This window comes from Microbulbifer mangrovi, from assembly GCF_002009015.1.
In the GTDB taxonomy this organism is placed as follows: Bacteria; Pseudomonadota; Gammaproteobacteria; order Pseudomonadales; family Cellvibrionaceae; genus Microbulbifer; species Microbulbifer mangrovi.
The window spans coordinates 1-8,890 of record NZ_LZDE01000216.1; the positions used below are offsets into that span (position 1 = coordinate 1).

The following is an 8,890-nucleotide window of genomic DNA, read 5'->3' on the forward strand; positions in this document are numbered from 1 at the left end:
CAGGGATGGGTTTACAGCGGTTCTGAAACCCCATCCCCGGTGCTGGGCCGCCCCACCACCAGCTACGGAGCACCCAAAAAGCTACGGAGCTCAGAGGTAAAGAATGCAAGAAGAACCCAACAACGAACAAGGTAACGAGGAAGAAGACTTCCCCTACCGCACCGAATTCAAAAAGAAGTCGATCCGCAGCTACGTGATCCGCGGTGGGCGGATGACGGAAGGCCAGCGCAAAGCGTTCGATACTTACTGGGGGCCGTTTGGTCTCTCTCTGTACGATGGTGCTATCGAGCCGCAAGAAATTTTCGGTCGCAAGGCACCGGTAGTTCTGGAGATAGGCTTTGGCATGGGTGACTCCCTGCTGGAAATGGCCACTGCCGAGCAGGATAAAGATTTTATTGGCATCGAAGTCCATCCTCCCGGTGTCGGTCGCCTGATAAACAACGCCGGTAAAGCCGAAATCAAAAACCTGCGCGTGTACATGGCAGATGCCATCGATGTATTACACGACTGTATCCCCGATGCCAGCCTCGACCGTTTTCAGCTGTACTTCCCGGATCCCTGGCACAAGAAGAAGCACAACAAGCGCCGTATTGTTCAGCCCAGCTTTGTGAAGCTCCTGTGTAGCAAGCTGAAACCAGGCGGCTTGATGCATATGGCCACCGACTGGGAAAACTATGCCGAGCAGATGCTGGAAGTGCTTGAAGCAGAGGGCATGCTCGAGAACACCGCTGGCAAAGGCAACTATGCTCCGCGCCCGGAGTTCCGCCCCCAGACCAAATTCGAACGTCGCGGCGAACGCCTCGGCCACGGCGTCTGGGACCTGCTGTATAAAAGAAAATAAAATGCCAACCGGTCGGGTGTCCTGTCGCAAGGTCACCCGGTCCGCTGTGCTATCTTCACTCTACCGCCGGTAAACGGAAGCTCCGGAGTAACAATGACAACAAGACCCACTGCCGCACGCAAAAACCTGCGTCATTACCTGCCCAGATTCGTACTCGGTACCTGCCTCGCACTACTCAGCGCGCAGACCCTGGCCGACCGCGAAGGCACCCTCAATCTCTATCTGAATGGCGGCCAGTACTGGTTCGACAAAGACCGTCTCTCAGGCACCCCCTATTTCGGCGATGAGCTGGAAGACAGCAGCGGCGGCGGCATCGGTTTCGGTTATAACGTTACCGATCGCTGGGTGGTCGAAGGGGTCTACGATTATTTCAGCGTCAACCTGAAGGATTCCTACGAGGACGTGACTGTCGAGAATTACCACCTCGACCTGATGTATCAGTTTGCCGGGCGCTTCTGTGGCAACGTCGACTGGCAACCCTACGTGGTAGTGGGGGCCGGTGAGTTGCGTGTGAACGAGGATACCTACGGCTACCCGTACAACTGGCACGAGCGCCAGACCATGGTTAACTTCGGCGCTGGTATCAAATATCGCCTCGGGCCGCGCTGGCAGTTGCGCGGCGATGCGCGCGGATTCCAGGGCGTGGAAGAAGGCGGGTTGGACAGTTTTCTGAGCCTCGCCATTGGCTACCAGTGGGGTTCCGATCCGGTAGTGTATGACCGCGATGGCGACGGAGTCTTCAGCGACGTGGACGAGTGCCCGCAGACACCGCCGGGTATTGATGTGGACTTCCGCGGCTGCCCCAGGGACAGCGATGGCGATGGCGTGCCGGACTATCTCGACCAGTGCCCGACGACGCCCATGGGCATGGCGGTAAATGAGGATGGCTGTCAGCGTGAACCCTACGATCCCGCCGACTTCGCCAAATGATACTGCGCGCGCCGGCCCGGTAAATCAGCGATTTACTCGCCGCGCGCCGTCTCCAGCTGCTCGGAGATTTCCAGCCACTCCATTTCCAGCTCGTCCAGAGCGCCGCGGGTTTCCCCCTGTGCCTTGGTCAGGCGCGCGATCTCATCCTGCTGACCGCCGCTGTACAGGTCCTCATCGGCGAGCTGGTTCTCCAGCGCGGCCAGCTCTTTCTCCGCCTTTGCCATTTTCTGCTCGATGCTTTTCAGCTTGTTGGTGAGCGGTTTCAGCTGCTCGCGCAGTGCCGCAGCGGCGCGGCGCTGGGCTTTTTTATCCTCGACGGGGGCCGCCGCCGGGGTGTCACCGGTGTCCATATCGCTATCTTGACGGCGTTTTTCATCGCGTTTAAAGGACAGCAGCCACTGCTTGTAATCGTCCAGGTCGCCGTCATAGGGCTCGGCGCGGCCGTCCGCCACCAGGATGAATTCATCGGTGGTGTTGGCCAGCAAGTGACGATCGTGCGAGACCAGCAGCATGGCGCCGGGAAATTCCGCCAGGGCCAGGGTCAGCGCATGACGCATTTCCAGGTCCAGGTGGTTGGTGGGTTCGTCCAGCAGCAACAGGTCCGCGGGACACATCAGCGCCCGTGCCAGGTTCAGGCGGATACGCCAGCCGCCGGAAAAGCTCTTTACCGGGCGCTGCTGATCCCCGTGGGAGAAACCGAGGCCGTCGAGCAACTGTGCCGCCCGCGCCGGACCGCTGTAGCCATCGATGGCCGCCATACGTTCGTGCAGTTCGGCGATGCGCTTGCCGTTGCTGCCATCGGCCTCGGCGGCGTCCAGTTCCCGCTGCAGGTCGCGCAGGCGATGATCGCCGTCCAGGGCATACTCCAGCGCGCTCTGGTCCGTGGCGGAGACCTCCTGGGCCATGTGTGCCACTTCCCAGCCCGCCGGTATCTCGATACTGCCCGCATCGCTGTCCTGCTGTTTCAGCAGCAGTTTGAACAGGGTCGACTTACCGCAGCCGTTTGCGCCGATGACGCCTACCTTGTGACCGGGGAAAATACGACAGCTGGCGTTGTTGAGCAGATCCCGTCCGCCCACTTGCAGCGACACGCCTTGCAGATTAATCAATGGAAACCTCTTTGAATTCGCCCAATATTGACTAGGCTAACGGCATAACAAATCGTCGGGATTCTATCGTGACAGAAACCGCACCTCCATCACCGCCGCCCTCCCCGCTGCAGAATCCACTGTGGCACTTCAGTCTGGAGTTCTATCAGCAGCCCCATGTGGCCGATTTCCTGCTGCAGTGCCAGGACACCCGCGGTGCGGATGTGTGCCTGCTGCTGTGGGCCAGTTACACCAGTGCCTGCGGTCGGCAGTTGAGTGAAGAGAGTTGGCGAGTGGCCGATCGGGGGCTGGCGCCGCGCAGGCGTATGATCCGCAGTGTGCGCAATTTGCGGCGCTGGCTGGGACGAATGAACAAACAGAGTGGCGTTTACGAGTGGTGCAAACGCTGTGAGCTGCGCATGGAGCAGCGGCAGCTGGCGGCGCTGTGGAAGCTGCACGGTGAAACCTGGCCCGAAACCCGCTCCCCCCTGGAGCTGGCCGGACAGCAATACGGCCTGTTACAAAAAGATCAGGCCCGCTGGGCGGGCCTGATCGATGCCTACAGTACCGGCGCTGGTGCCGATAGCACACTGGACTCAGTGGTCGATAGCGACGGTACCGGCGGAGGAAGTGTGCCGGGCGACCGCGCTGCTTCCTGATCCCGCGCACCGGTAACTGTTACCGGCGCAGGGGCTGGATTAAGCCACTCAGTGCTTGTGTTTGTGCTCTTCCGGACCGTAGTGCGGGTTTTCTTCGGTGGAAAACAGGCTGTTAGCGGGCGTGCTCGGGGTGATGGTCGGAGTAACCGGGGTTACCGCCGCCGGGCTGGATTCGGATACCAGTGGCTTGGGTTCCGAGGTCTTGCCCATGATGGGTTCCGCCACGCTTGATTCCGCAGGCGCTACCGGCGCGGCCGGTTTTTCCTTGGCTGGTGCTGCCGGCTTGCTGCCATTGGTCTTGGCTGGCTTGGCCGAGGCTTTGGGCGCTGCGGCTTTCTTGGCCGCGGGCTTTTTCACTGTAGCTTTCTTGCTGGCCGCCTTCTCTGCCGGTTTTGCTGCTGCAGTGCTGGATTTGGCGGCTTTTTTCGCGGGCGCCTTCTTGGCTGTCGCTTTTTTTGCGGCCGCCTTTTTCGGCGCGGCTTTCTTGGTTGCTGCTTTTTCGGTGGTTGCCTTCTTCGCCGCGGGCTTCTTCGCGCTGACCTTTTTCTCGGTAGCCTTGGACTTGGCAGCTACGGTTTTCTTGGCGGTCGCCTTCTTCGCGCTGGCTTTTTTCTTTTTCGGCTTTGCTGCGCCTGCTACTTTCTTGGCTGCGGCTTCACCGGCTTTCTTGATGGTGTTGGCGGTCTTCTCGGCAAACTTGGCGGCGCTGGCGGCAGCCTTGGAGTCGGCCAGAGCCTTTGCCGCATCCTTAGCGACCTTCTCAACCTTGGCTACTGCAGCCTTGGCAGTGTCCACTTTTTTCTTGCCTGCGCTTTTTGCCGCTGGGGTTTTTGCCTTGGCGGCAGAGGTGCGTGCGGTGGCCAGCTTGGCCTTGGCTTTCTTTACCTGAACCTGGGCTTTTTCCGCTTCCTTACTGGCTTTTTTCAGCGCTTTGTCGGTGTCGGCTGCTTCCTTGGCTCGCGCCTTATCGAGTTGGGTGGTGATCTTGGCGATCTGTTTTTCCAGATCGGCAATGGATGCAACGGCTTTGCGTTTAGCGGCCATGAGTTGAAATCCTGCGTTTGAAACGGGTTGTGAGTATCGGTGAGCACTTTACCCTGCGCCCTCTCCTGTTCGCAGTGTAAAACCACCTTTCTGCGGGAGAAAAAAATCAGGGTTGAACGCTGATAATAGCGCTGTTATTTAGGAAGTGCATCCCTGCATACCTGCCAAATTCATGCATTTTTTTCGGCATTTTGCGAATGTGCCGGTGTCGTGCGCGGATCCCTGGCGCGATCGGCAGAGAGGGATCCCGGTGTTGGCGAATCAGCAGCGCCTGAAATACTGCATTATTTGCAGGCCTGAAAATATTACCGGGAAATGAAACCACCGGCGGCAAATGTAGTCTTAGCGGACGATGTGCAGCCCTAACCTGCATGGGGTAGACTTGCCTGTCGCTGGCCGGACCTGCTGTACTGTGACCTGCCGCACATAGTGCGTCGGGGGTTCGGGTGTACAACAGCAGAGGAGGGTGGGACCCTGCTCAAACCTAATAATGCTACACGGAAATAAAGAGACGATTCTCATGAACAAAACTTCTTTGGCTGCTGCGATTGCACTGGGTGTTGCACTGGCTGGCTGTAACAAACAGGAGTCTGCAGACTCTGCCGATATCAAGCTCGAGTCCCAAGAGCAGAAGGTCAGCTATATCATTGCCGAAGATATGGCCAATCGCCTCAAGAGTCAGGACGTTGCCCTGGATCCCAAAATTGTTGCCATGGCCCTGAACGATGTGGCCAGCGGTCGCGAATCTCGCCTGAGTGAAGAAGAGAAGAAGTCTGTCATTCAGGTATTCCAGGAAAACATGCAGGCCAAGCAGAAAGAGCTGATGGCCAAGCAGGAAGCCGATTTTAAAGCCTCCGCTGACAAGAACCTGGAAGAAGGTAAGAAGTTCCTGGAAGAGAACGCCAAGAAAGATGGTGTTCAGACCACTGACTCCGGTCTCCAGTATAAAGTGATCACAGAAGGCTCTGGTGCCAGCCCCAGTGAAACCAGTGTGGTTGAAGTGGACTACAAGGGTACCCTGATCGACGGTACCGAGTTCGACAGCTCCTACAAAAATGGCAAGCCGGTTCAGTTCCCGGTGAACGGCGTAATCAAGGGCTGGACCGAAGCCCTGCAGCTGATGAAAGAAGGTGCTAAATGGGAACTGTATATTCCGTCTGACCTGGCCTACGGCCCGGGCGGTGCCGGCGGTCTGATCGGCCCCAACTCCACCCTGATTTTTGAAGTGGAACTGCACAAGGCTGACATCAGCAACGATGAAGGCGCGGCGGAAGAAGAAGCGGTAGAAGAAGATTCCGCACAGTAAAAGTACTCGGCGCGATCGATCAGATCGCGTACCGTATAAAAAAGGGGCCTTGCGGCCCCTTTTTTATTGCCCGCCTGAAAATAAAAATCAGGCCAGCTGATTCTTGTGTGCAGTGTGTAAAGTATCGATCATACGATCTTCGGCGGCAAAGCGGGTTTCCAGCGCTACGCCGAGTTCAGAAAGATCCTTGGACAGCGATTCCAGATCGTCGGTTTCCTGGTACTTGTCGTTGAAGTCTACGGCAATATCCGTTGTCGCATCGATTTCCCGGTACAGGGATTTTGCCTGCTGCAGGCCCTCGGCGTCGCCGAATGCCTGACCTTCTTGGATAAGCTGGTCGTAAATTTCGAAGTGCCCGGCAGACACATAATCCACCAGTTGCTGGCACAGGGTGCGTACGCTGGCTTCGGCTTCCCTGTCGCCGTCGGCGATCTCTTTCTTTTCCGACAGGTGGCAGAAACTGACCAGCAGCAACTGACGCGAGTGCAGCCAGCGGTCGATGATCTGGCTCACGCCACCCCAGCGCTCCTGCGCATTTTTACAGTTCTCCAACATCTCCAAGATTCCTTTTTTGACTTCTACAACTGCGTCTTAGGAATGTAGAAGCTTCTGCCGCCGTGGGCAAGGACGACGCCGCATTAAACGCCAGAAAGAGACATCCGTCGGGAGCGCCGGCAGCTGGTGGAACGAATCGGTCAGAAAGTCACGATCAGAGGGAGTAACAGCGCGGTGAGTGCGCCGCACAGGCCCATGGCCAGCGCGGAGAAGGCGCCGCACAGGGCGCTGATTTCCAGCGCGCGTGCAGTGCCGATGGCGTGGGCATTAATGCCGAGACTGAAACCCAGAACGCGCTCATCGGTCACGTTCAGGCGACGCAAAATACTGGGGCCGAATACCGCGCCGATCACACCGGTAAAGGCGACCACCCCGGCGGCCAGGCTCTGGATACCGTGCAGCTCCTGGGCCAGGGCCAGGGCCACTGGGGTGGTGACCGATTTGGTGGTGAGCGCAATCAGTACCGCGCGACTGCCTCCCAGCAGGACGGCAATCAGTACGGCGACCAGCGGTGCCAGTATTGCGCCTACCAGCAATCCCAGCATCAGTGGCCAGCCCGCCCGGCGCACCATCGCCAGGTTCTGCTTGAGGGGAATAGCGAGGGCCACAATTGCCGGTCCCAGCAACAGGTACAGCAGGCCGCTGCCGCGCTGGTAGCCTTCAAAATTCACGCCCAGCAACCACAAGGTCGCGAATACCAGCAGGCTGGCGCCAATTACCGGGTGCAGCAGCGGACTGCCGCTGCGGCGATAGAGTTGCAGGCCGATCCAGAAGGCAGCGGCGTTTAGAGGCAGGATAACCAGGGGATGGGCAGCGGACAGGGGCGCGAAAAAATCACCGGCCACCTGCTGTGCCTGCGTCAGCCAGCGCTGCCACTCACTCCACATGCGCTTCCCCCCGGCGCGCCGCGGCGCGGCGCAGCAGCCGCTGCAACAACAGTGCGGTGAGGGTAAAGCTGATGAGAGTGCCCACCAGCATGGCGATGGCGAGGGTAAGCCAGTCGCGGATGGAGAGTTGCTGCAGAAAGTAGATGCCGACGGTGGCGGGGAGCAGGATCAGCACCAGCAAGCGCAGTATCTGTACCGCCACTTCAGCCAATCCGCGCGGTATACGGCCGTAGAGGATCAGTGTCAGCAACAGCAGCAGCATTCCCAGAACCGGGCCGGGCACTGGCAGGGCAAACGCGGCGCTGAGGCTGCGGCCGGTGAGGTCGAAGCCCAGCAGCAGCCCTGCTCCCATCAGCCAGCGCGGGAATGCCTTCAGTCGCGACATGGTTCAGTGCTTGCGGAACGCCTGCCAGGCACCGAACAGGATCAGGCCGATGAAGCCGACCGCGGCCCAGCCAGCGATGGAGAGGCCGAGCAGGGTCCACTGTACTTCGGCACAGTTGCCGTCGCCGGTGAGCAGGGTTTTGATCACCTCTGCCATGGGGAAGGAGTCGAGCATGTAGCTGATGCCCGGGCCGCAGGCGGGAACCTGGTCTTCCGGCAGGCTCTGCAGCCACAACTGGCGGCCAGAGAAATACAGGCCGCCGATGGCCCACAGGGAGACCAGGAGGCCGTAGATACGCCGTCCGATCTGGTTGGCACCATTGGGGTTGTGCAGGAAGGCGATCAGGGAGGTGAGGCCGACGCCGAGAAACATGACGCGCTGGGTGATACACAGTGGACAGGGTTCGAGGCCCTGGACGTATTCCAGATAAAACGCGACGCCGAGTACAAAGACAACGGCGAGGAACATAAGTAGGAAGGTATAGCGAGGGCTTGGCAGGGTCATGTGATTATTTTCCGGGGTATTTCTTTTTAATTCGTTACTGGCGGAATGTTTGTTGTCGGAACAGCTCTGCCTGTTGCGACAAATCGGTAAACACCCGTTGAAAGTCCTGTTCCAGCGCTTCGTTATCCGCCAGCAGCAGCGGCAGGATATCTGCCAGGGGCTGCGGGCGCCGCAGGCGCATGCCGACCCGTTCCAGGGTGCGCTGGATGACATCTACCTCGCGGTAGCCGGGCAGCAGTTTAAATTGCTCGGCGCGCTGAATAAATGCCTGTGCGTTGTCGGGTATCCATTGGCGGCGCTTGTTGAAGTTTGACCAGCAGTTCGCGGTGAAGGTTTCCAGGGATTGTGGATGCCAGTTTTGCCATTGGTTGGCGAGCAGGTGGTCGAACCAGATATCGAGAGCGATGCCGCCGAGTCGCCGCCACTGGGGGCCGAGACGGGTGAGTGCGTCGAGGTAGGCGGGGTGGCGGTCGCTCAGCAGGTCGATACGCCGGTGCAGGCGCATGCCGTCTTCAATGGCCTGGGGCCGTTCACCCTTGAGCGGGCCTTTGACGAAGTCGCCCAGCAACCCACCCAGTTGCCAGTCCGGGTCCGGACCGGAGAGAAGCAGGTGAGCGAGGTAGTTCATACCGGGTCCCGGGGCTTGATTGGCATTTTGGGCGGTGCCACTTCCGGGTGCGGTCTTGCGAGA

At 59.1% G+C, this 8,890-nt stretch carries 11 protein-coding genes; 4 read left to right on the plus strand and 7 right to left on the minus strand.

Annotated features, from left to right (window positions below; genetic code table 11):
• Positions 1-103: 103 nt before the first annotated feature.
• Together trmB and B4U49_RS02645 are read left to right on the plus strand one after the other, a co-directional pair.
• Entirely contained in the window at positions 104-841 is a 738-nt protein-coding gene (trmB, locus tag B4U49_RS02640) for a tRNA (guanosine(46)-N7)-methyltransferase TrmB (protein WP_078083028.1), read from the plus strand.
• Positions 842-934: 93 nt separating this feature from the next.
• Positions 935-1,771 (plus strand): outer membrane beta-barrel protein, encoded by an 837-nt coding sequence (locus tag B4U49_RS02645; RefSeq protein WP_078083029.1) that lies wholly within the window; start codon positions 935-937, stop codon positions 1,769-1,771.
• 32 nt (positions 1,772-1,803) lie between these two features.
• On the opposite strand, the gene B4U49_RS02650 is transcribed toward B4U49_RS02645, so the two are convergent.
• Positions 1,804-2,880 (minus strand): ATP-binding cassette domain-containing protein, encoded by a 1,077-nt coding sequence (locus B4U49_RS02650; protein ID WP_078083030.1) that lies wholly within the window; start codon positions 2,878-2,880, stop codon positions 1,804-1,806.
• A gap of 68 nt (positions 2,881-2,948) precedes the next feature.
• On the opposite strand from B4U49_RS02650, the gene B4U49_RS02655 reads away from it, so the two are divergent.
• Entirely contained in the window at positions 2,949-3,518 is a 570-nt protein-coding gene (locus B4U49_RS02655) for a TIGR02444 family protein (protein ID WP_239692444.1), read from the plus strand.
• 48 nt (positions 3,519-3,566) lie between these two features.
• Here the strand turns inward: B4U49_RS02655 and B4U49_RS19050 are convergent, their stop codons facing one another.
• Positions 3,567-4,562 carry a histidine kinase gene (locus B4U49_RS19050; protein ID WP_158078535.1) on the minus strand — a complete coding sequence of 332 codons (996 nt, stop codon included), beginning with the start codon at positions 4,560-4,562 and terminating at the stop codon, positions 3,567-3,569.
• Positions 4,563-5,082: 520 nt separating this feature from the next.
• On the opposite strand from B4U49_RS19050, the gene B4U49_RS02665 reads away from it, so the two are divergent.
• On the plus strand, positions 5,083-5,868 hold the full coding sequence (locus B4U49_RS02665; protein WP_078083031.1) for a BamJ family beta-barrel-assembly machinery protein: 786 nt from the start codon (positions 5,083-5,085) through the stop codon (positions 5,866-5,868).
• Between the two features lie 87 nt (positions 5,869-5,955).
• Here B4U49_RS02665 and B4U49_RS02670 read toward each other — a convergent pair whose 3' ends face one another.
• The 5 genes from B4U49_RS02670 to B4U49_RS02690 all read right to left on the minus strand — a co-directional run.
• Positions 5,956-6,423 (minus strand): Rsd/AlgQ family anti-sigma factor, encoded by a 468-nt coding sequence (locus B4U49_RS02670; protein ID WP_078083032.1) that lies wholly within the window; start codon positions 6,421-6,423, stop codon positions 5,956-5,958.
• 140 nt (positions 6,424-6,563) lie between these two features.
• Positions 6,564-7,310, minus strand: coding sequence for an LrgB family protein (locus B4U49_RS02675; protein WP_078083033.1), 747 nt, complete (start codon positions 7,308-7,310; stop codon positions 6,564-6,566).
• Complete coding sequence (locus B4U49_RS02680) at positions 7,300-7,695, minus strand: CidA/LrgA family protein (RefSeq protein WP_078083034.1); 396 nt, start codon at positions 7,693-7,695, stop codon at positions 7,300-7,302. The genes B4U49_RS02675 and B4U49_RS02680 overlap by 11 nt, the downstream gene beginning before the upstream one ends.
• Before the next feature lie 3 nt (positions 7,696-7,698).
• Positions 7,699-8,199, minus strand: a complete 501-nt coding sequence (locus B4U49_RS02685) for a disulfide bond formation protein B (RefSeq protein ID WP_078083035.1) — start codon at positions 8,197-8,199, stop codon at positions 7,699-7,701.
• Between the two features lie 34 nt (positions 8,200-8,233).
• On the minus strand, positions 8,234-8,890 hold a 657-nt coding region (locus B4U49_RS02690), incomplete at its 5' end, for an acyl carrier protein phosphodiesterase (RefSeq protein ID WP_239692445.1).

Excerpts from the sequence above, each read along its gene's own strand:
- trmB (WP_078083028.1), top strand. The coding sequence starts at position 104 with ATGCAAGAAGAACCCAACAACGAACAAGGTAACGAGGAAGAAGACTTC.
- B4U49_RS02645 (WP_078083029.1), top strand. The coding sequence starts at position 935 with ATGACAACAAGACCCACTGCCGCACGCAAAAACCTGCGTCATTACCTG.
- B4U49_RS19050 (WP_158078535.1), bottom strand. The coding sequence starts at position 4,562 with ATGGCCGCTAAACGCAAAGCCGTTGCATCCATTGCCGATCTGGAAAAA.
- B4U49_RS02665 (WP_078083031.1), top strand. The coding sequence starts at position 5,083 with ATGAACAAAACTTCTTTGGCTGCTGCGATTGCACTGGGTGTTGCACTG.
- B4U49_RS02670 (WP_078083032.1), bottom strand. The coding sequence starts at position 6,423 with ATGTTGGAGAACTGTAAAAATGCGCAGGAGCGCTGGGGTGGCGTGAGC.
- B4U49_RS02675 (WP_078083033.1), bottom strand. The coding sequence starts at position 7,310 with ATGTGGAGTGAGTGGCAGCGCTGGCTGACGCAGGCACAGCAGGTGGCC.
- B4U49_RS02680 (WP_078083034.1), bottom strand. The coding sequence starts at position 7,695 with ATGTCGCGACTGAAGGCATTCCCGCGCTGGCTGATGGGAGCAGGGCTG.
- B4U49_RS02685 (WP_078083035.1), bottom strand. The coding sequence starts at position 8,199 with ATGACCCTGCCAAGCCCTCGCTATACCTTCCTACTTATGTTCCTCGCC.